The following is a 24798-nucleotide window of genomic DNA, read 5'->3' as shown; positions in this document are numbered from 1 at the left end:
CGGCAATTTATCCGTCGAGCGGATCAGGCAGCGAGTGCAGCCTCCGGCGGAACCTTCGCTCCCGTCATGAAGGCGACGGCGTCGGACATGGTATATTGCTTGGGATCGATGACGCAGAGGCGGCGACCCAGCCGATGGATATGGATGCGGTCGGCAACCTCGAAGACATGCGGCATATTGTGCGAGATCAGCACGATCGGCAGGCCTCGTTTCTTGACGTCGAGGATCAGTTCCAGCACGCGGCGGCTCTCCTTGACGCCGAGTGCGGCGGTCGGCTCGTCCATGATCACCACGCGGCTGCCGAAAGCAGCGGCGCGCGCCACCGCCACGCCCTGGCGCTGGCCGCCCGACAGCGTTTCCACCGCCTGGCTGATGTTCTGGATGGTCATCAGCCCAAGCTCGGTGAGCTTGTCGCGGGCGCGCTTTTCCATTGCGGGCCGGTCGAGCATACGAAGCCAGTCGCCGAGGAAGCCGGGTTTGCGGATCTCGCGGCCCAGGAACATGTTGTCGGCGATCGACAGGGCCGGCGACAAAGCCAGGTTTTGGTAGACCGTCTCGATGCCCGCCTCGCGCGCCTCCATGGGCGATTTGAAAGCGACAGCCTTGCCTTCAAGACGGATCTCGCCTTCGTCGGGCACGGCGGCGCCGGAAATCGCCTTGATCAGCGATGATTTGCCGGCGCCATTGTCTCCGATGACGGCCAGGATTTCGCCGGGGTAGAGGTCGAAGTCGGCATTGTCGAGGGCGGTGACACGGCCATAGCGCTTGATCAGGCCGCGCGCGGTGAGGATGGGTTCCACGGTCATGCCGAAACCTTTCTGATCCATTGGTCGATCGCCACGGCGCCGATGATCAGCACACCGGTGAGCAGCACCTTCCATTGCGGATCGGCGCCCAGCATGTTGAGGCCCATCGAGACGACGCCGACGATCATCGCGCCGAAAAGCGTGCCCAGAATTGAGCCGCGCCCGCCGAACAGTGAAATGCCGCCGATCACCGTCGCGGTTATCGCCTGCAGGTTGTAGTCGGTGACGGCGGCTGACGGCGAGATCGAGCCGTTGCGGCCGATGGACACCCAGGCAGCGAAAGCGGCGATCAACCCGGCAAGGGTGTAGACCGTCATCAACACCTTCTTGGTCTGGATGCCAGACAGCTTCGCCGCCTCCTGATCATCGCCAACGGCGTAGACATGGCGGCCCCAGGCGGTGTGATTGAGCACGTACCAGAGGATCAAAACGAGCACGACCGTGGCGATGACGCCCAGTGTCAGCACCGCCGTGCCGATCTTGAAACTCAGGGCAAAGAGATGCAGCAGCGGCGCCTGGGCGTCGACGTCGGTATCGCGGATCGTCTCATTGGCCGAATAGATGAAGTTCGTCGCCATGACAATGTTCCAGGTGCCGAGCGTGACGATGAACGGCGGCAGCTTCATGTAGGCGACCAGCAAGCCGTTGAGCAGGCCGCAGGCTGCGCCGGCGGCAAGCCCGATGGGCACTGCGAGCACGGCCGGCATGCCGTAGCTGACCGCGCAATTGCCCATGATCACGGCCGAAATCACCATGATCACGCCGATCGACAGGTCGATGCCGGCGGTCAGGATGACCAGTGTCTGCGCGGCACCGAGGATGCCGACGATGGCGATCTGCTGCAGGATCAGCGTCAGCGTATAGGATGAGAAGAAACGCCCGCCAATGGCGATGCCGAAAATGACGATCGACAAGACCAGCACAATCAGCGGCACCGCCGCCGGCGTGGAGTGCAGGAAATGCTGGATGCGCTTGACGGCCGATTTGTGCTCGTCAAAGGCGGCAACGCTTGTGTCGCTGCTCGAGAGAACCTTCTCGAATTCCTGTGCTTGAGCCATGTTTCCTCCCCTGGGCTTCAGCTCCATGCCGATACCCGCTCGCGCCTGTCCGGTCTGCTGCCGGGATTATTCGCGTGACGCATCGTCCACCCGAAGCGGCCGGGGATCAAGCCCCCGGCCGTCAGCTTGTCGCTGGCTGTCAGACAGCCATCAGCCCCAGCACTTGGCGAGGCCTTCCTTGGTGTCGATCGACTTCACGCCATTGGCCGGCTTGTCGGTGACGAGGTTGACGCCGGTGTCGAAGAAGTTCTTGCCTTCGGTCGGCTTAGGCTTGGCGCCATCCTTGGCGAAGGCGGCGATCGCCTCGATGCCGAGTGCCGCCATCTGCAGCGGGTATTGCTGCGAGGTGGCGCCAATGACGCCTTCGGTCACCGACTTCACGCCGGGGCAGCCGCCATCGACCGAGACGATCAGCACCTGGCTTTCGAGACCGACCGCCTTGAGCGCCTGGTAGGCGCCGACAGCGGCGGGCTCGTTGATGGTGTGGATGACGGTGATGGAGTTGTCCTTCTGCAGAAGGTTTTCCATCGCCTTGCGGCCGCCTTCTTCATTGCCGTTGGTGACGTCGTGGCCGACGATGCGGGCATCGTCCTCATCGCCGATCTTGTTGGGATCCTTCACGTCGATGCCGAAGCCCATCATGAAGCCCTGGTCGCGCAGCACATCCACGGTCGGCTGTGAGGGGGTCAGGTCGAGGAAGCCGATCTTGGCGTCCTTGGCCTTGTCGCCGAGGGTCGCGGCTGCCCAGGCGCCGATCAGCTTGCCGGCTTCCAGATTGTCCGTCGCGAAGGTCGCGTCGGCGGCATCGATCGGGTCCAGCGGGGTATCGAGCGCGATCACCAGCAGGCCGGCGTCACGCGCCTTCTTCACCGTCGGCACGATGCCCTTGGTGTCGGACGCGGTGATCAGGATGCCCTTGGCGCCGTCGGCGATGCAGCTTTCGATCGCCGCCACCTGGCTCTCGCTGTCGCCGTCGATCTTGCCGGCATAGGTCTTGAGGTCGACGCCAAGTTCCTTGGCCTTGGCGGTCGCGCCCTCCTTCATCTTGACGAAGAAGGGGTTGGTGTCGGTCTTGGTGATCAGGCAGGCGCCGACGCCGGCGGCCGATGCTGTCGAAGCAAACGCCATCAGGCCGAGGCCCGCCGCGGCGAACACGGTGGACTTCAATAAAGCTTTGGTCACGATCTTCCTCCCATGGAACCATGCGGATGCCGCCAACCGGCATCTCGAGCGCATCCACTGAAGTTCTCCCAGTGTGGACGCGCCCTCAAATGACACCAGCGGGAGCCGCCTGTCAATAATTAAATCACTCTTATTTATTATTGACAGCTTTGCGCGGTTCACTCATTCTGCCGCAAAAGCAGTAAGAATAAACCAAGGGAAGGAACAAGGGTGGAGACCGGCATTGCAAGGCACGGTTCGCCCGAGGCGGCCGCCAGCCGTCTCCACCGTGGCACCAACCAGAGCGGCATGCGCGACCACAATGAGCGGCTGGTGCTGTCGTTGGTTCGCCAGCACGGCAGCTTGGCCAAATCAGACATTGCGCGCATGACCGGGCTTTCAGCGCAGACGGTCTCGGTCATCATGCGCGAACTGGAGGAAGACAGCCTGCTGCTGCGCCAGGCGCCGTTGCGCGGCAAGATCGGCCAGCCCTCCATCCCGATGGCGCTGAACCCCGAAGGCGCCTTCTTCATCGGCCTCAAGATCGGCCGCCGCAGCGCCGAACTGGTGCTGATCGATTTCCTCGGAACTGTGCGTTCCATGCTGCAGCACTCCTACCGCTATCCGGCGCCGCGCGAGACGGTTGAGTTCGTCACCGAAGGCATGAAGACGATGCGCGCCGAACTGACACCTGCGCAGGACAAGCGCATTGCCGGGCTCGGCATCGCCATGCCGTTCGAACTGTGGAACTGGGCCGACACCGCCGGCGCGCCGCGCGACATCATGGACGAATGGCGCCATCGCGACATCCGTGCCGACATCCAGGCGCAGTGCGAATTCCCGGTCTATCTGCAGAATGACGCCACCTCCGCCTGCGGCGCCGAACTGGTGTTCGGCCAGACCGGCGGGGCGCGCGACTTCGTCTATTTCTATATCGGCGCCTTTGCCGGCGGCGGCATCGTGCTCAACGGCCGGCTGTTCGGCGGGCCAACCGGAAATGCCGGGGCGCTGGGTTCGATGCCGGTGCCGGGACCAGACGGCAAGCCGACGCAGCTCATCGACGTCGCCTCGATCGCCATGCTGGAAAAGGCGCTTAACGCACGCGGCGTCGAGGCTTCGCATCTGTGGACGTCGCCTGAGGATTGGGGCGAGATCGGTCACGAGCTCGACGACTGGATCGCCAATGCCGCTCAGGCGCTGGCCTATGCCATCGTATCGGCGTCATCGGTGATCGATTTCGAGGCCGCGGTGATCGACGGCTGGATGCCGCTCGCTGTCCGGCGCCGGCTCGTCGATGCGATCAGGCGGGCGATCGGTACGATCGATGGCGAAGGGCTGAAGCTTCCGGTGGTGCGCGAAGGCACCGTCGGCATCCATGCCCGCGCGCTGGGCGGCGCCAGCCTGCCGCTGTCCGAACGCTTCCTCATCGGTTCGACCACCATTTCCCGGAGCACCTGAATGCTGATCGGTATTCCGTCGCTGCTCGGTCCGGAGCTTCTGGCGACATTGCGCGCCATGGGCCATGGCGACGAGATCGCGCTTGTCGACGGCAACTATCCGGCGGAAGAACAGGCAAACCGGCTGATCCGCGCCGACGGTCTTCACCTCATACCGGTGCTTGACGCCATTTTGAGCGTGCTGCCGGTGGACGACTTCGTGCCGGAAACGCTGTTTCGTGCCTCGGTAAAAGGCGATCCCTCGGTCGCCGATCCCGTCCACCTCGAGATCGAGGCGATCTGCACCAGGCGCGCGCCGGGCCGCAAGGTGGTTGCGCTGGCGGGCGCCGACTTCTATGCACGCGTCCGGTCGGCATATGCGATCGTCGCCACCAGCGAACCCCGGCTCTATGCCAACATCATCATCCGCAAGGGCGTGATCTATCCGCCGGAGAACAAGAAATCATGATCCTCTGCTGCGGCGAAGCCCTGATCGACATGCTGCCGCGCACCACGACACAGGGAGAGCCGGCCTTTGCGCCCTATGTCGGCGGCGCGGTGTTCAACACGGCGATCGCGCTTGGCCGCCTCGGCGCGCCCGCCGGCTTCTTTTCCGGCCTGTCGTCGGATCTGTTCGGCGGCCAGTTCCGCGAGGCGCTCGGCGCAAGCAAGGTCAGCTCCACCTATGCGCACACCTCCCCTCGCCCGACCACGCTCGCCTTCGTGCGGCTCACCAACGGCCAGGCGACCTACACTTTCTACGACGAAAACACCGCCGGGCGCATGCTGACGACAGAGGATCTGCCGAAACTGGGCGCCGAGATCGAAGCCATGCTGTTTGGCGCGATCAGCCTGATTTCGGACCCGGCGGGTGCTGCCTACGAAGAATTCATGAAACGCGAGCACGAACGCCGCGTCATGATGCTCGACCCCAACATCCGGCCGAACTTCATCCCCGACAAAGCCAAGCACCTCCGGCGCATCCGCTCGATGATGGCGATGGCCGACATCGTGAAGCTATCGGATGAGGATCTGCACTGGTTCGGCGAGGCCGGCTCGCATGAGGACGTCATCCGCAACTGGCTGGATCGCGGCCCGAAGCTGATCGTCGTTACCCACGGCAGCGAAGGTGCCGTCGGCTACAGCAGGGAACACAAGGTCACGGTGATGCCGCATAAGGTGGAGGTGGTAGACACGGTCGGCGCCGGCGACACTTTCAATGCCGGCATTCTGGCCTCGCTGCACGAGCAAGGCCTGCTCACCAAGGCCGGGATCGGCGGCCTTTCGGAGGACGCCATCCGTCAGGCGCTGGCGCTCGGCGCCAAAGCGGCGGCGGTGACCGTGTCGCGGGCCGGCGCCAACCCGCCCTGGCGGCACGAAATCGCCTGATCCACGCTTAGTCCGCCGCCAGCCGCTGCAAGCAGCCGATCACTTTATGTTTCCGCGAGCCGGAAAGACGCACTGAATCAGCCGGATTAATAGGCGGCGAAGCCCGGATTTCCGGCATCTTGCGGCAATGCAGGGAAAGCCTGAAGTAACAGGCTGCGACACCTAGACAACCCGTCCCGCGGCCGGTCCGGCTTTCTAGACCGGCCCAACTCTGGTACCAGCGGCCCGGTTAAGTTGTTGTTTCTGTGCGTGTCATTGTCCCCGGGGCAGCCCGCACCACACCGTTTTGAGGCCGACATGCAGTTCATCGATCTTGGCGCGCAACGCGAACGTATCCGCGACCGGCTGAAGGCCGCGATCGACAATGTCGTCGAGGAAGGCCGCTATATCCTCGGACCGCAAGTCACCGAATTCGAAAACAAGCTCGCAGCGTATATCGGCACCAAGCATGTCGTGGCCTGCGCCAACGGCACCGACGCGCTGCTGTTGCCGCTGTTTGCCGCCGGTATCGGCCCCGGCGACGCGGTGTTCGTGCCGAGCTTCACCTTTGCCGCGACGGCGGAAGTGGTGGCGCTTGCCAAGGCCGAACCGGTTTTCGTCGATGTGGACGCCGAGACCTACAACATCGACATCGCCAGCCTCGAGGCGGCGATCGCCATGATCAAGAAGGAAGGCCGGCTGAAGCCGAAGGCGATTATTCCCGTCGACCTGTTCGGGCTTGCCGCCGACTACGAGGCGATCATGGCGATTGCCAAGCGCGAAGGGCTGCTGGTGATCGAGGATGCGGCGCAGTCGATCGGCGGTTCGGCCGACGGCACAATGTGCGGCGCCTTCGGCCATGTCGGCTCGACCAGCTTTTATCCGGCCAAGCCGCTGGGCTGCTACGGCGATGGCGGCGCGATGTTCACCAATGACGACGCGCTGGCCGACCAGCTGCGCTCGTTTGCGTTCCACGGTAAGGGCGAGACGCAGTATGACAATGTCCGCGTCGGCATCAATTCACGCCTCGACACGATCCAGGCGGCGATCCTGATCGAGAAACTCGCCATCCTCGAAGACGAGATGGTCGCCCGCCAGGTGGTGGCCAAGCGCTACGCCGAAGGTCTCGGCGACATCGTCAATGCGTCACGCAATCTGGGCGGTGGCCGCTCGGCCTGGGCGCAATACGCCATCGAGACGCCGAAGCGCGACGGGTTGAGGGCGCATCTCGGCGAAAAGGGCATCCCTTCGGTGATCTATTATGTGAAGCCGCTGCACGAGCAGGTCGCCTATCGCGACTATCCGCGCACGCCGACCGGGCTTGCGGTTTCGGAGCAACTGCCGAAGCGCATCCTGTGCCTGCCGATGCATCCCTATCTCAGCGAAGCCGACCAGGACCGCATCATCGAGACGATCCGCAACTACATTGGCTCGAACCGGCGCATGTAGCGGCGGCGTAAGTTACGCCGCGTCCGCCGCCTTCCCGCTCGCAATAAAATGCGGGTTGGCGAAATCCTCGTCGTCGCTCTGTTTGCGCTTGCCATAGGTGAGCGGCTCGCCGTCCAGCGTGCGCGTCATGCCGCCGGCGGCGCGCAGTACGGCGTCGCCGGCCGCCGTGTCCCATTCCATGGTGCGGCCGAAGCGCGGATAGATGTCGGCTTCGGCTGCGGCGAGCAGGCAGAATTTCAGCGATGAGCCGACCGAGACGATCTCGGCGGCGCCGAGATCCTTGATGAAGGCTTCGGTCTCCGGGGTGTTGTGCGAGCGGCTGGCAACGACCGCCAGCGGCGTGACCGCCCTCCTAACCGAAATCCGCCGGCGGCCGACGATACGGAAGTCGCCATCGACCTCGATTGCTTCGGCCCAGCCCGGCCGTCCAGAGAAGAACCGCCCGCTGCACGGTGCGAAGACGACGCCGATCTCCGGCACGCCGTGCCGGACAAGCGCGATGTTGACGGTGAAATCGGTCCGGCGGTTGACGAATTCCTTCGTTCCATCGAGCGGATCGATCAGGAAGAAGGCGCCATCCAGATCGGGCGGCACAATGCCTTCGGCGACCTCTTCCTCGGCCACGCAGGGAATATCGGGATAGGCCGCACGCAGGCCGGCGAGGATGATCGTCTCGCTCTCGCGGTCGGCTTCCGTGACCGGCGAGGAGTCCGACTTGCTGTCGACCGCGCAGCCGGCCTTGAAGACCCGCATCACCTCGCGTCCGGCTTCGAGCGCCAGGCGCTCGAACACGTCGAGCATCACTTCGTCGTCAGATGCCGCCGCCGCTGTCATATTGGTCTTCGGCAATGTCGCGCTCATTCAGCCAGTGTTCCAGAGCCTCTACCATCTCCTCGGCCGTCTTGCCGAGTGTCTTGAGATGGATTTCGGGATTTTCGGGAGCTTCATACGGGGAATCGACGCCGGTGAAGTTCTTGATCTCGCCATTCAGCGCCCGTGCGTAAAGGCCTTTCGGGTCGCGTCGGGCGCATTCCTCGAACGGCGTATCGACGAACACTTCGACGAACTCGCCGTCGGCCATCAACTCCCTGGCCATGCGCCGCTCGGCGCTGAAGGGCGAGATGAAGGAGACGATGACGATCAGCCCGGCATCGGCCATCAGCTTGGCCACCTCGGCGACCCGGCGGATGTTTTCGACCCGGTCGGCGTCGGTGAAGCCGAGATCGCGGTTGAGGCCGTGGCGGACATTGTCGCCGTCGAGAATGTAGGTGTGGCGCCCCGAAGCGAACAGCTTCTTCTCAAGCAGATTGGCGATGGTCGACTTGCCCGAACCGGAAAGGCCGGTGAACCAGAACACGGCGGGACGCTGGCTCTTCAAGTCGGAACGACCGCGCTTGCCGACATCGAGCGACTGCCAGTGGATGTTTTCGGCGCGGCGCAAGGAATGCAGGATCATGCCGGCGCCGACCGTGGCATTGGTGATGCGGTCGATCAGGATGAAGGCGCCGGTATCGCGGTTGTCGGCGAAGGTGTCGAAGGCGATCGGCGCCCGGGTCGAGATATTGCAGATGCCGACTTCGTTCATCTCGAGCGACTTCGCCGCCTCGCGAGCGAAGTCGTTGACGTTGACGCGGTATTTCAGGTCGGTGACGGTGGCGCTGGTCTGGTCGGTCTCGGTGCGCAGTATATAGGAGCGTCCCGGCAGCAGCGCTGCCTCGTCGAACCAGACGATGTTGGCGGCGAACTGGTCGGCGACCTGCGGCCGTGCCGCCGGCGACACCAGCATGTTGCCTCTGGAGACCTCGACCTCGTCATCGAGCACAAGGGTGATGGCCTGGCCGGCCACCGCCTGGGCAAGATCGCCGCCTTGCGCGACGATGCGCTTGACCCGCGAGGCCTTGCCGGATTTGGCGACCACCACCTCGTCGCCCTGCGCGACGGAGCCGGACGCGATGGTGCCGGCAAAGCCGCGGAAGTCGAGATTGGGCCGGTTGACATACTGCACCGGAAACCGGAACGGCAGTTCGACCGCGGCCTCGTCGACCGATATGGTTTCGAGATGCTCGATCAGCGACGGGCCGGAATACCACGCCGTCTTGCCGGAGCGGCTGGTGACATTGTCGCCATAGCGGGCCGACATCGGGATCGGCACGATCGTCTGGAAGCCGAGCTCGTGCGAGAACTGCCGGTAATCCTCGACGATACGGTCGAACACCGCCTGGTCGAAATCGACGAGGTCGATCTTGTTGACGGCAAGCACGATATGGCGGATGCCGAGCAGCGAAGCGATGATCGAGTGGCGCCGGGTCTGGCGCAGCACACCCTGGCGCGCATCGATCAGCACGATGGCGAGATCGGCAGTCGATGCGCCGGTCGCCATGTTGCGGGTGTACTGTTCATGGCCGGGGGTGTCGGCGACGATGAACTTGCGCTTGGGCGTGGCGAAGAAGCGGTAGGCGACGTCGATGGTGATGCCTTGCTCGCGCTCGGCCTCGAGGCCGTCGACCAGAAGCGCGAAGTCGATGTCGTCGCCAGTGGTGCCGTGCTTGCGGGAATCGCGCTCGAGTGCGGCGAGCTGGTCCTCGAAGATCTGCTTTGTGTCGGACAGAAGACGGCCGATCAGCGTCGACTTGCCGTCGTCGACCGAGCCGCAGGTGAGGAAGCGCAGCAGCGACTTCTTCTCCTGCGCCGCCATGTATTCGCGCACGCCGTCGGTGGGAGCGAGGCTCTTGGCCAGGATATGGCGCATGCTCAGAAATATCCCTCGCGCTTCTTCTTTTCCATCGAGCCGGCTTCATCGCGGTCGATGAGGCGGCCCTGGCGCTCGGAGGTGCGCGCCGTCAGCATCTCGCCGACGATGGCTTCGAGCGTGTCGGCGTCGGATTCGATGGCGCCGGTCAGCGGATAACAGCCGAGCGTGCGGAAACGCACCAGACGGTTCTCCATCGTCTCACCGGGGCGCAATTGCATGCGATCGTCATCCTTCATGATCAGCATGCCGTCGCGTTCGACCACCGGCCGCTCCTTGGCGAAATAGAGCGGCACGATCGGGATGTTTTCCTGCAGAATGTACTGCCAGATATCGAGCTCGGTCCAGTTCGACAGCGGAAACACGCGGATCGATTCGCCCGGCGCGATGCGGGTGTTGAAGATCTTCCACATCTCCGGCCGCTGGTTCTTCGGGTCCCAGACATGCTGGGCGTTGCGGAAGGAAAAGATGCGCTCCTTGGCGCGCGACTTCTCCTCGTCGCGCCGAGCCCCGCCGAAGGCAGCGTCAAAGCCGTATTTGTCGAGCGCCTGGCGCAACGCCACCGTCTTCATGACATGGGTGTGGGTGTTCGAGCCATGGTCAAAGGGGTTGATACCGTCGCGCACGCCGTCTTCATTGACGTGGACCAGCAGGTCGAAGCCGAGCTTCTGCGCCATCTGGTCGCGAAAGGCGATCATCTCGCGGAACTTCCAGGTGGTGTCGACATGCAGGAAGGGGAAAGGCGGCTTGGCCGGATAGAAGGCCTTCATCGCCAGATGCATCAGCACGGAGGAATCCTTGCCGACGGAATAGAGCATCACCGGCTTGGAGAAGGAGGCGGCAACCTCACGGAAGATGTGGATGGACTCGGCCTCGAGCCGCTGCAGGTGCGTAAGCGCGATGTTCATGGACTGTGAGCGTTCTCTCGTGCAATCCAGACCTTGCATCAGATGGATCGGGCGTCCTTTTCAGCCGCCCGGTTCAAGCTTCACTGCTGGACACTATCGGTTCGTGCCGGCGTTCTAGCAGATCGCCACCTGATATAACAACGCTGGAAAGGCCGGCGGCCACACCGATCGGCAACGAATTTTCCATGAAAAGCCTAGAATCCGAAAATTCCTGCCCGACGGAGCGATAGCATTCAAAGGCCGGGAAAAATCTTGCCTGGACCGAAAGAAACGCCGGCCCGACCTCGTCGCACTTTCGAAAACCGCACCCAGCCGCTATACCGGCTCCTGAACCTGCGCCGGGCGGCATGCCGCAAATGCCGCCGCCAAACATCGTCCGTCGCCAAGCGACCCAGCGCATTGTGAACCAGAGCATTGACCCCGATTTCCGCCATCAAGCAGCACGTTTCGCCGTCACGGATCAACATCACCTTCTCCATTCTGTGCTTCTTTTTCCCGCCGGTGCTGGGATCGGCGGTCAGCTTTTTGTTCAATGGTGGCGGCCTGTGGTCGGTGCTTCTGCTTGCGTTGAAAAGACGGCGTTTCAACATTGACCGGCCGATGACCGCGATGACGGTGGCCATCTATGCCTATTGCGCAGCCAGCGTGTTCGCCTCCATCGTCAACAATTCGATCGCCAGGGATGCGCCGCATCTGGCAGGGCTGATCACCTTCCTGTTTTTCCCTGTCTCATACGCGACCTGGAGCATTACCGAGAAAACCACGCTGACGCGCATCGTCGTGCTGGCGAGCGCCGCCGCCTGTTTTGGCGCCCTGCTGCTGGCGGTCGTGCAATATCACGGGCTGGGCATACGGGCCGAAGGCGGCGCCGGCAATCCGATCGTGTTCGCGACCGTCGCCTGCCTCAGCATGATGATGTGCCTGGCAGGCGCCTTATCGGGTGTCGAAAAGAACAGGGCGTTGCTGGCCTGCGCGACACTGGCCGGCGCGGTCGCCATTGTCTATTCGGGGTCGCGGATCATCTGGCTGGCGATGCTGGTGGCCGGCATCGCGGTCCTGCTGATCAACCGTCGCAAGCTCAACAACAGAAACGCCATTCGGCTTTTGCTGATTGCGGGGGCGACCGGCATCGTCATCGCTGTCATCGGTCTCCCCATCATTTCCGAGCGCGCGGCCTTCCTGTTCAGCGACTGGGATGCGCTCGCCACGAAGGGCGACCACACGACCGCGCTCGGCTTGCGCGCCGCACTTTGGCAGATTGGGCTGAGCGCCTTCCACGACATGCCGATTTTCGGTCACGGCATTGCTGCAAGCCGTGAGCTGATAAAGGATGGATTCCACAATCAGTTCCACATGCCGTCCACGGGCTTCAGCCATTTTCACAATGGCTTCCTGACTGCATTGGTGGAGGCCGGGCTGCTTGGAGCCGTAACGCTCGCGGCTGTGTTCTTCGTTGCCGCGAGAAACGCGGCCATCGTGCTGCGCACCAGCACGGACGCGATCGAGCGGTTCGGCGCCACGATGATTGTCGTCACTGCGATCACCTACCTCATCGGCGGCCTGACCGGCATCCTGGTCGGCCACGACATCCTCGATGCCACACTGATGGTGTTCCTGGTGTCCGGGACATATCTTGCATCGGGCCGGCAACAAATGCTGCCGGAACAACAGGCACCGGCCCCGGCCCCCCAGGCAAGCCGGCCGTGAAAGTGCTGGTCACAGGCGCGACGGGTTTCATCGGCAGGCAGGTCGTCAACCAGCTGCGCGAAGCCGGGTTCGGGGTGCGCATGGCATCGCGCCACCCGGAACGGCTCGATCCCGTGAGCGATGCGGTTTTGTTGCCGGACTTCGACGCACCGGCTCAGGCATACCAGGCGCTGATGCGAGATATCACCCATGTCGTCCACTGTGCGGCGCTCAATAATGACCGCAAGGCGAGCGAAGCCGACTTCATGGCAGCCAACGCGACACTGACCGCGCAGCTGGCGCGCGCGGCCGCCTCGCGGACAAGCGGGCGCTTCATCTATCTGTCGTCGATCCGGGCAGTAGCCGGTCCCGGTTTCAGCGGAACGATCAGCGAGGCGACGCTCCCTGCCCCGCAATGCGCCTACGGGCGCTCGAAACGCGAAGGCGAGATCAAGACACTGGAAGCCTATGCGTCCAGGCCCTCCGATGCCACCGCGCTGCGCCTGCCGCCGGTCTATGGCGAAGGCATGAAGGGAAACCTGCGTGGAATGATGCGGGCTGCCGCCATTGCCTTACCATTGCCCTCAGGCGCTTTCACCGCAGTTCGTTCGCTGATATCGCGCGACGCGGTGGCTGGCGCCGTGGCGCATCTTTTGACTCGTCCCACGCCACCGCGCCCGACCTATGTCCTGGGCGATGCTTCCCCCGTTGCGATGTTCGAAATCTTGACTGCATTCAGGCACGGATACGACGTTCCGACCCGGCTCGTTCCTGTGCCGGCCTGGCCATTCAGGCTGTTCGCCACACTGCTTGGCAGAAAAGCAGCGTACGACGCTTCCATGGCGACACAGATTTGCGACCCGTCACTGCTGATCTCGGAAGGCTGGATGCCGGAAACCGACACGCTCGGCCGGATTGAGGAACTTGCACGACAGGCCCGTCAGGTCCGGTAGATTGTGCCAAGCAGGATTTTGACGTCGAGTCCGATCGAGGCTCCCCTGAGATATTCGGCATCCGTTTCGGCGCAGAGTTTCGGATCCGACATGTCGATGCCTTTCATCTGTGCCAGCCCGGTAATGCCCGGAAGTGCGGCAAGCACACCCAATTGCCTGCGGCGTTCGATCAATTCGGTTTGCGTGGGCAGGCATGGACGCGGCCCAACCAGGCTCATCTCGCCCTTGAGCACGTTCCAGAGCTGCGGCAGCTCGTCGATCTTGAATTTCCGCAGCACCTTGCCGACGGCAGTGACGGACATTGCCGGCGCCTGATGCGAGGGCAGAGACGGCGTTCCCACAACCATCGTGCGCAGCTTGTGGCAGGCAAACGGCACCCCGTGCTGGCCGACACGGGTTTGAGAGAAGAGTGCCGGTCCAGGCGACGTCGTCCTGATTGCCAGCATGGCAAGCAGGACGAAAGGCGAGGCCAGTGGCAGCAGCAGCGCCGCCACCGCCAGGTCGAAAGCTCGCTTGGGTTCCCTCATGGCCGTGTCTGCATGCTCTAGATCCGCCGCCAGATGAAGGCCAGATAGAGCCCAAGCGTCCCAGCCAGCGTCTGCCGGTAGACGCCGCTTTTCCTGAGAAGGCGCAGGCGTCGCAGAATACCGCCCTTTCGTGCCCTGATGAACAGGCCGAGACAGGCGGCGGCATCCCTCGAGAGGATGTCGCGATTGACCGCCAGGCCGCTCAGATTGTGATCGGTCCAGACGGCGAACTCGCCCCTGAACAGGCGCCCCAGCCGCGACAGCCTCGCCTTCCACGACACGTTGGCGCCGACCAAGTTTGCCTCATGCTGGCGGTAGCGCACCAGCGGTCGCGGGTCATAGCGGACAATGCCGCCGGCAGCCGTGACGATCAGATAGGTCCACCAGTCATGGCTGACGAACTCGGTCCTTCCCGATGCCTTTGCCAGCAACTTTCGCGCGGCGCGGTTGATCATCATCGTGTTGCCGCCGGCAATGCTTTGCACAAGCGCATTGCGAAATGCGGGTGGATGCTGGAACAGCGGCGAATACCCTTGCGCTGCTCCGGTTTCGGACATGGTCGCGGTTCTGGAGCAAAACAGCAGCGGCGTTCCGGCGTCGTGCCCTTGCATCCAGGCAATGGCGCTCTCCAGCCTGTCCGGCTCCCAGATGTCGTCCTGGTCGCAGAAGGCGTAGTAGTCGGCCTCGATGCGCGGATCGATGATCATCGCGCGGAAATTGGCGGCAAAGCCTTGGCGAGGACCATTCGACAGGGTCAACCGGCCCTTGGACCAGCGGCTCTGCCAGGCGCCGATAATGGCCGAAGTGCCGTCTGTCGAACCGTCGTCGGAAACCCAGAGGTCGACAACAGGATGCGATTGCGCAGCCAGCGACGCGAGCTGCTCGTCAAGGAAAGCCGCGCCATCTTTCGTGCCCAGCAGCACGGCCACGCGCTGATCTTGTCTGCTCACTGGTTCAAAATCATCTGCAAACGCCTGGGAACGGCCATCGGATCGGTTTCAATAGCCAATCCCGGTCGATCAGGACAGGCTCTTTGTTTTGACGCAATCCCGGACGGAAAACCGCTCCACACTTTTCCTGGAATTGCTCTAACCAGCTTGCCCGACTGTTTTCGCAACGGTTTCCCGGCGTGCGTCACTTGGAGGCTCTTCCGCCTGATAGAGGCCGGCCATGACGGCGAGCGCCGAGGCCTTGTCCTGATCGCGCATGGCCGCCTGCAGCAATGTCAGCGCCTCCTGGACCTTGGGCCATCCCACGACATCGGTCCTGAGGCCGAAGATCTTGGGGATATCCAGCGCGACGATCTCCTCATTGCCGCCATGCAGCACCTCGTGAAGCTTCTCGCCCGGCCTGATCCCGGTGAAACGGATCGGAATGTCGGTGTAGGGGCTTTTGCCGGCCATGCGGATCATGGTTTCAGCGACTTCGAGGATCGGCACCGGCTTGCCCATGTCGAGCATGTAGATGGCGTAGTCGTCCTTGCCCTGGCGCCGCTCGGCGTCGGCCGCCGACATGATGACGAGGTCGACGGCTTCGGCCACCGTCATGAAGTAGCGGGTCATGCGACGATCGGTGATGGTGACCGGACCGCCGGCCTCGATCTGCGCCTGGAAGATGGTGGCGACCGAGCCATTGGAGCCGAAGACATTGCCGAACCGCACGGCGATGAACTTGGTGCCGGAGCGACGGCCGCTAGGCCCGGTGGCATGCGTTTCGTGCAGCGAAGAGACGATCTGCTCGGCGGCGCGTTTCGTCATGCCGAGCACCGAGGTCGGATCGACCGCCTTGTCGCTGGAAATCAGCAGGAACTGCGGCACCCCGCATTTGGCGGCAACCTCGGCGCAGACGAGGGTGCCTAAAATGTTGGTCTGGATCGCCGATTCCCAATTTTCCTCGAGCAGCGGCACATGTTTGAGCGCGGCGGCATGGAAGATGATGTCGGGCTTGAAATCGCTGACGACGCGGGTGATCTGGCGCCGGTCTGTGACATCGACGATGCGGCTCTTGAGCCGGACATGGTCCTTTTCGTCAACCTGCTGGTCGAGCTGGAAAATACCGAACTCCGAGATATCGGCGACCAGAACCGCCTCGGCGCCAAGTTCCAGCGACCGCTTGACCAGGATGCGACCGATTGAGCCGGCGCCGCCGGTGACCAGGACGCGCTTGCCACCGATAAAGCCGCCGATCCGCTCCATATCGGAAGCAACTGTGGGGCGGCGCAGGATGGTTTCCATCTCGACAGCGTCGAGTACCAGCTTTCCGCCTTGGCCGAGCTCCGAAACGCCGGAGAATTGGACGACGGCGATACCGCTGTGACGGGCGACACGGACCAGTTCCGAATATTCCTCGATCTCGCGTTCGGTGCCATTGCCGAAAATCAGCATGTCGAGGCTTTTGGTGCCTCTTGCATATTCTTCGAGGACCTCGACCAGGCGGGGCCGCACGGCCACCACCGGAACGCCCTGTATCTGCGTGCCCAACGGCGCGCCGTTCTCGATGGCCATGATGCCGGCGATGGAATATTCGGCCGGCTCGGCCGTGCGTGTGAAGCGGATGATGACGTCTGCTTCGCCAAGCCTGCCGACGAACAGCGCTTGTTTGATCGCCGCATTGTTTGCGTTGCGGCTCAGGATTCGCCAGCTCGCCCCGTCGCGCAGGAACCGGTAATAGAGCCGAGGCGCCGATATGATGGTGAAGGAGACGAGGAAAAAGACGATGAACTGGCGCTCGTTGAGGCCGGTCACCGGCTGAAACGATCGAACCGCCAGCGAGACGACATAGAGCGTGACGGTCAGGATGGCGCAGCTCTTCAGGATGTTGAAGAAGTCCGGCGTGGAGGCGAAACGCCACACGGTGTTGTAGAGGCCGCAATAGCGAAACAGCATATGGCTGAGAAAAACAATACTTGCCCAGCACGCCAGGCCGGCCGTGGAGAGCGCGTCGAATGAAAGTCTCGACTGAGAAAGCCCCAGACTCAGCGCCACCGCGACCAGGACCATGACCAGATCCTGGATCATTATAATGGCGCGCCGCATCTTCGGCCGAAGTCCGGACACGACCTCTACATAGGATGTCATTGGGTGGTACTGAACTCCAGGCGCAAGGACATGGACACTAACGTGGTGCAAGAGCGACGGAAACCCGTCACCGATCACCTGTTTAGAGTGCCAATCCCCAGCCCCGCCGCTTTGTATCGCATAGCGTGGAGTTGTAGTGATCGCCAGATATTTTTTTGGCAGACCCTTTGGTTAAGGGATTGAAATGATCGAACGAAGAAGGGTTTCGCCAGGTTTTGCAGAAGGTCGAGCCGTTGGGTGTGACCAGCAAGCCTCGAGCAGCAGCCGCGCGCGGCATTGGCAGGAAAAGCGATTGTGGCCAAGCGCGAAGATGAGCCTCTGCTCATAATCAGCGGCAGGAATTTGCGATATCAGAGGCACGAATCTGCGATTCGCGCAGTGCGCCGATTCCGATATCGAGGTAAGAGGCGTCGACCTGTCGCAAGCGATTCGTGGTTCATTGCGACGCAATGCGTTGCCAAATGCGCGCCGCAGTGGCTATGAAGGGCGCCTTTGGCCCGTCTAACGGCCATAGATGCACAAGAACAAAAGAATGCGACACTAGGAAACTATGATTGCGGCACTAAACGGCGCTGTCGACGATATCAGCAAGGCCATGAAGTTGCGCAGGGTCTGGATTGCGCTTGCTCACGAAGACATCGGCGACCAGCACAGACGCACGACACTTGGCCCGCTTTGGCTGCTGGTCAACTACGTCGCGTTCGTCGGCACCTTCGTTTTCGTGTTCCAGCCTGCCGGCAAGGATGCTGCAGGCTATTCCGCCTATGTCGCAATAGGTCTCCTGGTATGGTTTTACCTAATGGAGGTTATCTCCACGAGCGTGGCGCTCTTTCAACGCGAGGAGAGCTTCATCGAAGGCACGACGCTGCCTTTGTTTGTATACGTGATGCGACTGGGTCTGCAGTCTGTCATCCGGGCCGGCTACGCGATTGCTGGTTGCGTTGCGATACTGATCTTGAGCGGCTCACCAGTCGCCATTTCCTGGTTATGGTCGTTGGCAGGATTGTTGCTGATCCTGGTCGTCACGCCCGCCCTTACCACCGTCTTCGCGTTCCTCGGAACCTTCTTCCCTGACAGCCAATTCATAGTCGGCAACTTGCTGCGCGTCGGCATGTTCTTCACGCCCGTCTTCTGGATGAACAACGGCAAGGACCCTATCCAAAAATATGCCTATGAATGGAACCCGTTCACCTACTTTCTGGAAATCGTCCGCCTGCCAATCATAAACGGAGAATTTCCGGCTCATGCCTTCGTAGTAACCATCACTGCATCGCTGCTTACATGGATGATTGCATTGCTGCTGCTTGGCCGGTACCGCAAACAAGTCGTCTTTCTCATCTGAGTTCTCAATGGTTTCTATCAAGCTGGACAATGTTAGCCTTGTTTACAAACTACACGAGAAGCTGACGCTTTCCGCGCCCGATCGGCGCGTGGCCGGGCCAGGCGGCAGAATTGAAAGCTCAGGCAGAAAGCAGTTTGTGCAGGCTCTCGACGGCGTCAGTTTCGAACTCAAGGCGGGCGACCGATTGGGCCTGGTCGGTCCGAACGGAGCCGGGAAGACGACACTTCTCAAGGTGCTCTACGGGATCTACGCGCCAACTGAGGGGAGCATCGCAATCGAGGGCAAGGTCGACGCTCTGTTCAACATCAACATCGGCTTTCGCCGCGAAGCCACGGGTCGCAGGAACATCGTTTTGCGCGGGTTGATCAACGGATGGACCGAAGCCGAGATCGAAGGGAAAATGGAGGACATCATTGCCTTCAGTGAGTTGGGCGACTTCATCGACCTCCCATTCAAGGCATACAGCCAGGGCATGGCCGCGCGGTTGGCTTTTTCGGCAGCAACTGCGCTCGATCCCGAAATTCTGCTCATGGACGAGTGGATCGGCGCCGGTGACGCCTCTTTCCAGGACAAGGCCAAAAGGCGTATGGACGAACTGGCGGAAAAGGCCGGCATTATCGTGCTGGCCACCCACAGTGAAAGTCTGATCGAAAGAGTGTGCACAAAAAAGCTGACGCTCAAGAGCGGCCGTGTGGAATCTCTATATAATTCAAGCCCAGTCAAGCATGCTGGAAAATTGCAGAACTAGTTCACCTTCGGAGGGGTTGCCGTCTCTCTGTCAAAACCGTTGGGCATTGGCGGGGTTCACACTAGATGTCCCCACCAGAATCTTGCATAGGACTATAAGGACAGACGAGCCGAATGAGCTAGCCGGGTCTATCGGAGCGCGTGAACTCCGGATCCATTGCCAGCAATCAAGTTGTGCCTTCGTGCACCTTAAGAACCGACGCGGATTAGCACCTACGATAGACGCAGCCTACAATGGTGGTTCTGGAATACAAGTCAAAGAGATTTACAGGATTTAGCTATGCTAGTGACGGTTATCATAAGAACGTATCATGGTCGCGAACGACTGCTTGCACGAGCACTGGAAAGCGTGAAACAACAAACGGGGCAGGCTGAGGTTGAAACCATAGTTGTTGTTGACGGACCATGCGATATTGACATGGACATTATTTCAAGTTCTAGAAGTGAAAACACTAGAATTATTCGTCTTGGCAAACAGTCCGGGCGTTCAATAGCTGCTAACGCTGGACTCGATGATGCAAAAGGACAATTTGTAAACTTCCTTGACGATGACGATTGGTTTGAGAATAACCACATTCAAGTGTTGGTCGAAAGACTTAATGCCTCGCCAGATGCCATCGCAGCTTACTCGGCAGCGTGGCAGCTGGAGGCTGCCATTGACGCAGAGAACCCTAGTTTGAGCAGGTACGGTGAACGCACCAGATTCTTTTATGAACGCGCCAGCAGCCTTGACCTGCTCGATATCAATCTATTCCCTATTCAAGCCGTGATGTTTCGCCGAAGCATCATAGAAACGAACGCTCGCTTTTCCACTAAGCTAAACGCACTTGAAGATTGGTCGTTTTGGCAGAAAACGCTAATTGGCCAACGCATCGTGGCGGTTAACGCGACGACGTCGACTTTTTTGATACCGCTCAATCCTTCGGACACCGCCAAACGTGTAAAGGAACATGAAGCTGCACTGAAGGCCTTCTACAAAGAGCAGAAAACCATTCGCGTTCCGTTGACTAGTCTGATCGAAGCATCGTCATCTCGCCGAAACTCTGGACGACGATATCGAGATTCCTCGAACTTCCACTCGTCTCTAAAGATGCTGCTGATTGAGCGCCAGATTGAACTCTCTAGCCATCGCACAACGCTTGAACAATCTATTGAGTATCGTTTTCTGACAGCAGCCCGGGCCGCCTGGGTGGGGGTTGGAAGACCTGTGCTGAATGGGCTGTCCAAGATTTTGGGACAGAGAGGTGTCGGCCGATCGTGTTCGCCTCTAAAAGGTAGCAATGATAGATTGTGCGCCAACGAGATAAAATTGTCTCATCCTTTTTTCCGACAGGCGTCGGCGGGCGCCAAGGTGGAGGGGCGGGACGTCATTTTTACGGTTTGCAATTGGCGCTATATAGACAAGGCCGTAGTCTTGGCTGACAGCTGCAAGCTGCATATGCCCGGTTTTCAGTTTCACCTCCTAATGGTTGATGCGGATGACGAAGATCGACGCTCGTTAATAAAACAACACGGCAGCATCGATCACGTATCTTTGGCAAGCGACCTGCCCATCTTCACAGCGAATTGGGCTTTCATGCATACGGTTGTTGAGCTAAGTACTGCTGTAAAACCTTTCTATTTAAATTTTCTCTTAAAAAGAAAAGCCCGCCGGGCAATATATCTTGACCCCGATACGCTATTGCTCGCCCCGCTAAATTCTGCCTTGTTAGCAATCGATCGGTCAGATGTAGCGTTGACCCCACACCTCTATCGTCCCGCCACTTCCAGTGAATCCATTGCAACCTTCGAGATTTCGGCGCTGGCGCATGGAATCTTCAACCTCGGTTTTTTTGCTTGTCGGAACTCAGAGAAGACTCTGCGCGTCGCAAACTACTGGCAAGAACGATGCCAAAGTTACTGTTTCAGTGACGTGCCAAGAGGACTATTCACGGACCAGAAGTGGTTTGATCACGTTCCTGTATTTTTTGAAGGCATCGAAGTCATCTCATACCCTGGCGTGAACACCGCGGTCTGGAACATGGAGGGCCGGAGTTTCACCAGAAAGGGGGACAAATATTTTGTCGACCGACAGCCCCTGGAAATGTTCCACTTCTCGGGCTGGGACAAAGGGACACCGGAGCATTTCGCAAAATCGCTTATTAAAGGGGGGGCTGGTCGACATTTGCTAGCCGACTACAAGGGGCGAGTGGAACGAAATAGGTCACTTCTTCCTCGCCAACCTTGGATTTATGGACTTTACGCAGACGGCTCTGAAGTGACACAGGCCCAGCGCACATGCTACCGCCGCCATCGAGACCTGCAAGAAGCCTTCCCAAATCCCTTCTTAGTTGGACCCCAAACCTACCACGATTGGGTGCACAGTGAAGGTCTGGCAGCGATCGAGGACCAATATGACGAATCAGTGTGGGTAAGGCGGCACTATTGAAATGAGCTCGGTTTTTACGCCTGCGGATACAACCCGGTTCCTTCTTATAGGTGGGTGCGGCCGTTCGGGAACTACATTTATTCAAGAACGGCTTGGTGCATGCAACGAGATATCCGGAATTCTCGATTTCGAATCAAAGCTGTTTGCAGAGCCGGCATCCATCCCAGATTTGTTCGATTTCTACGTCTACTCCTATACCCAATCCCGCTTCGACTGGATGGCCAATATTTTTGTCAGTAGTGTCGAGCGAAATTTTGCATTGCTTCCGGAAAGCAATGAGGTTGCGCCAATCACGAAAGATAGCGCTGTCGCAGCAGCCAGAGAATTTGTCGGGCATCTGTATCGAGTGCGCACCGGCTCGTTGAATTTGGCTGATGCATTCCGCAGATATGCGACGCCTTTTCTATATGGGGTACTCCAGCCTGAACCTGCCCGGTGGGTACTTGAAAAAACCCCACACAACGCGCTGCAATTCGGTCGTGTCTTGAATGTGTATCCCAAAAGCAGACTTATCCACGTTGTGCGGGATCCTCGACGAATTGCAGAGTCGTTGGCCCGGCAGGACTGGTTTACCGGCTCGTTCGAGGACGCAGTCATATGGGTTCGTTTGTACTATGAACAGTATTGGAGGCTTCGCTCCTCTTCGGGCGGAAAAAACGACCGAGAGCTTACGATTCGACTGGAGGATTGTGTCAATTCGCCTAGGGTAATTTCACAGCGTATAGGCGAATTCTTAGATATAGAAGACACGCAAATACGATTTGATGGCGATATTGTTCTGCCAAATCAAGGCTTCCGGAATCTTTCGGATGACCAGCTTCAATTTGCTAACTCGCAGCTCTTTCCGACCATTGAAGCATTCGGATATAATCTGGAACTTTGAAGTTATGGCGGCTGCATACTCAGTTCCCTTGTCAAAAGCGCCGGTCGGTATCCGAAATTCGATAGGTAGAGTTGTTGTACCCTTCACCTCGGGATGGAACGACGTGTCGCAACGCTACCGTCGCTCCGAAATCGGTACTTTCTGTATTGCTATAGATTTTGGAGTTTTTGTTGACGCGATATGGTTTATATTTGTTGAACGCGGACAAATGGTTGCGAAGGCAGACGAGCCTGACAGCGCTTACTTAGGCTCTCCATGAAACGTCAAAGCACTAAGCCATTTTGCGTCTATACAACGATGATAGGCCGATACGAGCGACTCAATGATCAACCCGTTGCGGCGCAATCGAATATCCCCTTTATCTGTCTGACCGACGATTTGGAGCTAACGAGCGCCACTTGGCAAATTCGAATGGTCTCGCCCACTTTCGGAATGGACCCGATCCGGAGCCAACGCGATTTAAAGCTACGTCCCCACCTTCATCTTGCTGATTTCGAAGGGTCGCTGTATATCGACAATACTGTTATCCTCAAGGAACCGCCAGAGAAGATTCTAGAGCGACATCAGAAGGAATCTGGCTTTAGCGTCGCTGCGCATAGTTTTCGAGAAACTGTCCTAGATGAATTCATGGAGGTCGCCCGCCTTGGTTTAGACGATCAGAGTCGAATATTCGAGCAACTCAACCATTATCAGCTTGAATGTCCCGACGTCTTGATGGAGAAGCCGTTTTGGGGGGCAATCCTCTTGCGCGATCACAAGGCTCCCGCTGTTCGTAGTATGCTGGAGATATGGAATGCACATGTCCAGCGATACGCTCGACGCGATCAGTTGTCGATGAACTACGCTTTTCGGAGAGCTGGGCTAGTACCAGAGGTGATGTTCATCGATAATTTCAGTTCTTGGTTTCATGGGCGTTCGCATCAAAACGATCGTGACATTAGGAACGGTATGCGGCGACCATTGGCGTCATTGATGCCGCCATTAGGTCGCCTTCGCGAACTGGAGATGGCCCTGATTCAGCAACGCCAGGCCCTCGTTGAGCAGGCCCGCATCTATGAAGAAGCTTTAGGCACGAGGACACAGGAACTCAGTTTTGCAATGAATGCAACAACTAGCAGGCTGGAAGCGATTGAGCGCTCAAAGAGCTGGAAGGTGGCTATGTTTCTTAGTCAATTCGCAAGTAGGCATCACAGACTGGCCAGATTCGTTTGGAATCGCATCGAAAGGTTCTCAAAAGAGCGAAAAGAACCGTAACCAGCCGCAGATTCCAGGCGCAGCCTGATGAGATCCCACCCGCAATTCCTTCGGCTAACCCGCCTCTCCTTGACTAGGCTCGTGCCCAAACATCATGAGGCAAAGCCATGGCGTCTCGTTCAAACTCGGTCTTCTGAATGGCCGGGTGAAGTCGAGTTGACATGGATTTTTTGTTCTCTGTAAAATCGGCGTATGTACAGGATGCAGTTTAAATTCGCTGTGAGCCTCGGGGCTTCTTGCTCGGTTGCATATCAGATCAGGCGCTACTTCGGGCAGGAGACAGCGTTTCCGTTTGACTGGCTGATCACGCCGTTCGCTAGTCTTATCCAGTTGATTGAAAACGATCTGCAGTCGTTTGTCGAACCTGCGCATCTCGCGCCTTACCAGAACTATTTCAGCCTACTGAACACCAACCATCTCGTGCTGCACCATCACGATGTGCCACGCGAGAATGGTCGTATTGTTCCCGATTGGGCGGCCCATGTAGAGCAGGTCCGTGACAAGTACGAGTTTCTTGGACAGCGTTGGCGCGAGATGATGACTGACCCCGAGCCAGTGTTGTTCGTCCGGCATCAGGGTAGAGCTCACCTGACCAATCCGGGTGCAGAGTCGATCCCTGTCCTAAAGGCCAACGGCTTGAGCAACCTGATCAAGGAAAAGCGGCAGGGGAGGCCTTTCCAGATCATATTTGCGAGTGCGATCGATCCCGAAGACACGCGTCCGCTGACATCTGAGGCGTTTCGGTTTGATGACGTGAGATACACCGACCAAGAGGAATGGCCTGACCCCAGCGATTGGTGGCGGGGGGCCAGCGCCGATTGGACGAGAGTTTTTAAGGTTGTTGCGGGTAGCGTCAATCAAGGCCGACAGATTTTGAACGAACGTACCTAGGTGTTTAGTCCCAAGGTTTGATGGGTTGGATCGAGCCTGAATCGTTCGGGCTCTTTTGTCCAGATTTTGCAGATG

Annotated in this window: 21 protein-coding genes; 12 read left to right on the top strand and 9 right to left on the bottom strand. The window is 59.6% G+C overall.

Annotated elements, in window-relative coordinates; genetic code table 11:
• Positions 1 to 23: 23 nt before the first annotated feature.
• From X728_RS138510 to X728_RS138520, 3 genes are all read right to left on the bottom strand, one after another.
• Positions 24 to 806: an ATP-binding cassette domain-containing protein gene (locus tag X728_RS138510; protein ID WP_023670726.1), complete on the bottom strand. Its 783-nt coding sequence runs from the start codon at positions 804 to 806 to the stop codon at positions 24 to 26.
• On the bottom strand, positions 803 to 1864 hold the full coding sequence (locus X728_RS138515) for an ABC transporter permease (protein ID WP_023670725.1): 1062 nt from the start codon (positions 1862 to 1864) through the stop codon (positions 803 to 805). Before X728_RS138515 ends, X728_RS138510 begins: the two co-directional genes overlap by 4 nt.
• A gap of 150 nt (positions 1865 to 2014) precedes the next feature.
• On the bottom strand, positions 2015 to 3031 hold the full coding sequence (locus X728_RS138520; RefSeq protein WP_023670724.1) for a sugar ABC transporter substrate-binding protein: 1017 nt from the start codon (positions 3029 to 3031) through the stop codon (positions 2015 to 2017).
• Between the two features lie 225 nt (positions 3032 to 3256).
• Between X728_RS138520 and X728_RS138525 the strand changes: the two genes are divergently transcribed.
• The 4 genes from X728_RS138525 to X728_RS138540 all read left to right on the top strand — a co-directional run bounded on the left by X728_RS138525 (position 3257) and on the right by X728_RS138540 (position 7278).
• Positions 3257 to 4483, top strand: coding sequence for an ROK family transcriptional regulator (locus X728_RS138525; protein ID WP_023833069.1), 1227 nt, complete (start codon positions 3257 to 3259; stop codon positions 4481 to 4483).
• Positions 4484 to 4930 (top strand): RbsD/FucU domain-containing protein, encoded by a 447-nt coding sequence (locus X728_RS138530; protein WP_023833068.1) that lies wholly within the window; start codon positions 4484 to 4486, stop codon positions 4928 to 4930.
• Positions 4927 to 5850 carry a carbohydrate kinase gene (locus X728_RS138535; protein WP_023684582.1) on the top strand — a complete coding sequence of 308 codons (924 nt, stop codon included), beginning with the start codon at positions 4927 to 4929 and terminating at the stop codon, positions 5848 to 5850. Before X728_RS138530 ends, X728_RS138535 begins: the two co-directional genes overlap by 4 nt.
• A 297-nt stretch (positions 5851 to 6147) precedes the next feature.
• On the top strand, positions 6148 to 7278 hold the full coding sequence (locus X728_RS138540; RefSeq protein WP_023833067.1) for a DegT/DnrJ/EryC1/StrS aminotransferase family protein: 1131 nt from the start codon (positions 6148 to 6150) through the stop codon (positions 7276 to 7278).
• Positions 7279 to 7290: 12 nt separating this feature from the next.
• Here the strand turns inward: X728_RS138540 and cysQ are convergent, their stop codons facing one another.
• From cysQ to cysD, 3 genes are read right to left on the bottom strand one after another with little or no spacing between them, the layout of a single operon-like run.
• Positions 7291 to 8079, bottom strand: coding sequence for a 3'(2'),5'-bisphosphate nucleotidase CysQ (cysQ, locus tag X728_RS138545; RefSeq protein ID WP_031196090.1), 789 nt, complete (start codon positions 8077 to 8079; stop codon positions 7291 to 7293).
• Positions 8080 to 8089: 10 nt separating this feature from the next.
• Positions 8090 to 10027 (bottom strand): sulfate adenylyltransferase subunit CysN, encoded by a 1938-nt coding sequence (cysN, locus tag X728_RS138550; RefSeq protein WP_023670718.1) that lies wholly within the window; start codon positions 10025 to 10027, stop codon positions 8090 to 8092.
• Positions 10028 to 10029: 2 nt separating this feature from the next.
• A complete protein-coding gene (gene cysD / locus X728_RS138555; protein ID WP_023670717.1) occupies positions 10030 to 10935 on the bottom strand; it encodes a sulfate adenylyltransferase subunit CysD in 906 nt (301 codons plus the stop codon).
• Positions 10936 to 11349: 414 nt separating this feature from the next.
• Here cysD and X728_RS138560 point away from each other — a divergent pair, with 414 nt between their 5' ends.
• On the top strand, positions 11350 to 12642 hold the full coding sequence (locus X728_RS138560; protein ID WP_031196088.1) for an O-antigen ligase: 1293 nt from the start codon (positions 11350 to 11352) through the stop codon (positions 12640 to 12642).
• On the top strand, positions 12639 to 13574 hold the full coding sequence (locus X728_RS138565) for an NAD-dependent epimerase/dehydratase family protein (RefSeq protein ID WP_023698142.1): 936 nt from the start codon (positions 12639 to 12641) through the stop codon (positions 13572 to 13574). Before X728_RS138560 ends, X728_RS138565 begins: the two co-directional genes overlap by 4 nt.
• Here the strand turns inward: X728_RS138565 and X728_RS138570 are convergent.
• From X728_RS138570 to X728_RS138580, 3 genes are all read right to left on the bottom strand, one after another.
• Positions 13562 to 14101 carry a sugar transferase gene (locus X728_RS138570; RefSeq protein ID WP_023742693.1) on the bottom strand — a complete coding sequence of 180 codons (540 nt, stop codon included), beginning with the start codon at positions 14099 to 14101 and terminating at the stop codon, positions 13562 to 13564. The two genes, X728_RS138565 and X728_RS138570, sit on opposite strands and share 13 nt — an antisense overlap.
• Before the next feature lie 17 nt (positions 14102 to 14118).
• The gene (locus X728_RS138575; protein WP_023833065.1) at positions 14119 to 15051 is read right to left on the bottom strand and encodes a glycosyltransferase family 2 protein; all 933 of its coding nucleotides are present in this window, start codon (positions 15049 to 15051) and stop codon (positions 14119 to 14121) included.
• A 138-nt stretch (positions 15052 to 15189) separates the two neighbouring features.
• Complete coding sequence (locus X728_RS138580; RefSeq protein WP_031196086.1) at positions 15190 to 17178, bottom strand: nucleoside-diphosphate sugar epimerase/dehydratase; 1989 nt, start codon at positions 17176 to 17178, stop codon at positions 15190 to 15192.
• 550 nt (positions 17179 to 17728) lie between these two features.
• On the opposite strand from X728_RS138580, the gene X728_RS138585 reads away from it, so the two are divergent.
• The 6 genes from X728_RS138585 (at position 17729) to X728_RS138595 (ending at position 24723) form a co-directional block, all read left to right on the top strand.
• Positions 17729 to 18520: an ABC transporter permease gene (locus X728_RS138585; RefSeq protein ID WP_023833063.1), complete on the top strand. Its 792-nt coding sequence runs from the start codon at positions 17729 to 17731 to the stop codon at positions 18518 to 18520.
• Between the two features lie 7 nt (positions 18521 to 18527).
• On the top strand, positions 18528 to 19268 hold the full coding sequence (locus X728_RS138590) for an ABC transporter ATP-binding protein (RefSeq protein ID WP_023833062.1): 741 nt from the start codon (positions 18528 to 18530) through the stop codon (positions 19266 to 19268).
• Between the two features lie 279 nt (positions 19269 to 19547).
• On the top strand, positions 19548 to 21695 hold the full coding sequence (locus X728_RS1000000168000; RefSeq protein WP_023833061.1) for a glycosyltransferase family 2 protein: 2148 nt from the start codon (positions 19548 to 19550) through the stop codon (positions 21693 to 21695).
• Between the two features lies 1 nt (position 21696).
• Complete coding sequence (locus X728_RS1000000169685; protein WP_081732512.1) at positions 21697 to 22578, top strand: sulfotransferase; 882 nt, start codon at positions 21697 to 21699, stop codon at positions 22576 to 22578.
• 255 nt (positions 22579 to 22833) lie between these two features.
• The gene (locus tag X728_RS1000000167995) at positions 22834 to 23832 is read left to right on the top strand and encodes a glycosyltransferase domain-containing protein (RefSeq protein WP_081732511.1); all 999 of its coding nucleotides are present in this window, start codon (positions 22834 to 22836) and stop codon (positions 23830 to 23832) included.
• A gap of 201 nt (positions 23833 to 24033) precedes the next feature.
• Entirely contained in the window at positions 24034 to 24723 is a 690-nt protein-coding gene (locus tag X728_RS138595) for a DUF1796 family putative cysteine peptidase (protein WP_196815116.1), read from the top strand.
• Positions 24724 to 24798 lie beyond the last annotated feature (75 nt).

This window comes from Mesorhizobium sp. L103C119B0 (genome assembly GCF_000502235.1).
Taxonomy (GTDB): domain Bacteria; phylum Pseudomonadota; class Alphaproteobacteria; order Rhizobiales; family Rhizobiaceae; genus Mesorhizobium.
This window is presented reverse-complemented; position numbering and strand designations above follow the sequence as displayed.

Bases quoted from the DNA above. Each gene is read 5' to 3' on its own strand.
- X728_RS138510 (WP_023670726.1), bottom strand. From the start codon at position 806: ATGACCGTGGAACCCATCCTCACCGCGCGCGGCCTGATCAAGCGCTAT.
- X728_RS138515 (WP_023670725.1), bottom strand. From the start codon at position 1,864: ATGGCTCAAGCACAGGAATTCGAGAAGGTTCTCTCGAGCAGCGACACA.
- X728_RS138530 (WP_023833068.1), top strand. From the start codon at position 4,484: ATGCTGATCGGTATTCCGTCGCTGCTCGGTCCGGAGCTTCTGGCGACA.
- X728_RS138535 (WP_023684582.1), top strand. From the start codon at position 4,927: ATGATCCTCTGCTGCGGCGAAGCCCTGATCGACATGCTGCCGCGCACC.
- X728_RS138540 (WP_023833067.1), top strand. From the start codon at position 6,148: ATGCAGTTCATCGATCTTGGCGCGCAACGCGAACGTATCCGCGACCGG.
- cysQ (WP_031196090.1), bottom strand. From the start codon at position 8,079: ATGCTCGACGTGTTCGAGCGCCTGGCGCTCGAAGCCGGACGCGAGGTG.
- cysN (WP_023670718.1), bottom strand. From the start codon at position 10,027: ATGCGCCATATCCTGGCCAAGAGCCTCGCTCCCACCGACGGCGTGCGC.
- cysD (WP_023670717.1), bottom strand. From the start codon at position 10,935: ATGAACATCGCGCTTACGCACCTGCAGCGGCTCGAGGCCGAGTCCATC.
- X728_RS138570 (WP_023742693.1), bottom strand. From the start codon at position 14,101: ATGAGGGAACCCAAGCGAGCTTTCGACCTGGCGGTGGCGGCGCTGCTG.
- X728_RS138580 (WP_031196086.1), bottom strand. From the start codon at position 17,178: ATGACATCCTATGTAGAGGTCGTGTCCGGACTTCGGCCGAAGATGCGG.
- X728_RS138585 (WP_023833063.1), top strand. From the start codon at position 17,729: ATGATTGCGGCACTAAACGGCGCTGTCGACGATATCAGCAAGGCCATG.
- X728_RS138590 (WP_023833062.1), top strand. From the start codon at position 18,528: ATGGTTTCTATCAAGCTGGACAATGTTAGCCTTGTTTACAAACTACAC.
- X728_RS1000000168000 (WP_023833061.1), top strand. From the start codon at position 19,548: ATGCTAGTGACGGTTATCATAAGAACGTATCATGGTCGCGAACGACTG.
- X728_RS1000000169685 (WP_081732512.1), top strand. From the start codon at position 21,697: ATGAGCTCGGTTTTTACGCCTGCGGATACAACCCGGTTCCTTCTTATA.
- X728_RS1000000167995 (WP_081732511.1), top strand. From the start codon at position 22,834: ATGAAACGTCAAAGCACTAAGCCATTTTGCGTCTATACAACGATGATA.
- X728_RS138595 (WP_196815116.1), top strand. From the start codon at position 24,034: ATGCAGTTTAAATTCGCTGTGAGCCTCGGGGCTTCTTGCTCGGTTGCA.